At 44.4% G+C, this 637-nt stretch carries 2 rRNA genes; both read right to left on the minus strand.

What is annotated here, in order from left to right:
* Positions 1-181: 181 nt before the first annotated feature.
* Positions 182-296 (minus strand): 5S ribosomal RNA (gene rrf, locus C2M29_RS13355).
* 69 nt (positions 297-365) lie between these two features.
* Positions 366-480 (minus strand): 5S ribosomal RNA (gene rrf / locus C2M29_RS13360).
* Positions 481-637 lie beyond the last annotated feature (157 nt).

The following is a 637-nucleotide window of genomic DNA, read 5'->3' on the forward strand; positions in this document are numbered from 1 at the left end:
ACTTCGGGCTATCCTGCCCTTGCCCTGCGGGTCGCCTACGCGATGTAAAGCTGTTCCTTACAGCTTTATCACAGGAATGAATTCGCTTCGCTCAGCTTTTTTCCTGCCATGTTCAAGTAGAGCATCAATGCTTTTAAACGAAAAAACCCAGCTATAAGCTGGGTTCTTCGTATAATTAGGAGCTTGGCGATGTTCTACTTTCACATGGCAAATGCCACACTATCATCGACGCTGTTTCGTTTCACTTCTGAGTTCGGCATGGGGTCAGGTGGTTCCAAAACGCTATGGTCGCCAAGCAAAAACTTGTAAATTCTTTTTTGCTCTAAAAAACCCGGCTCTTTGAGCCGGGCTTTCTTTAATTAAGAGCCTGGTGATGACCTACTTTCACATGGCAAATGCCACACTATCATCGGCGCAGTTCCGTTTCACTTCTGAGTTCGGCATGGGGTCAGGTGGGTCCAGAACGCTATTATCACCAAGCAAAGTTGGTTACTAATCGCTGTCGCAATCAGTATTAATTCGGAAAGCTGCTCTTTATTTCAAAGCAATAAGTAAGTGTCTACTTCAGTCTTAATTTCTAACTTCTAACTTAACAGTCTCACACCATTTTGGTGTTGTATGGTTAAGCCTCACGGGT

This window comes from Pseudoalteromonas sp. T1lg48 (assembly GCF_002964785.1).
Classification (GTDB): Bacteria; Pseudomonadota; Gammaproteobacteria; order Enterobacterales; family Alteromonadaceae; genus Pseudoalteromonas.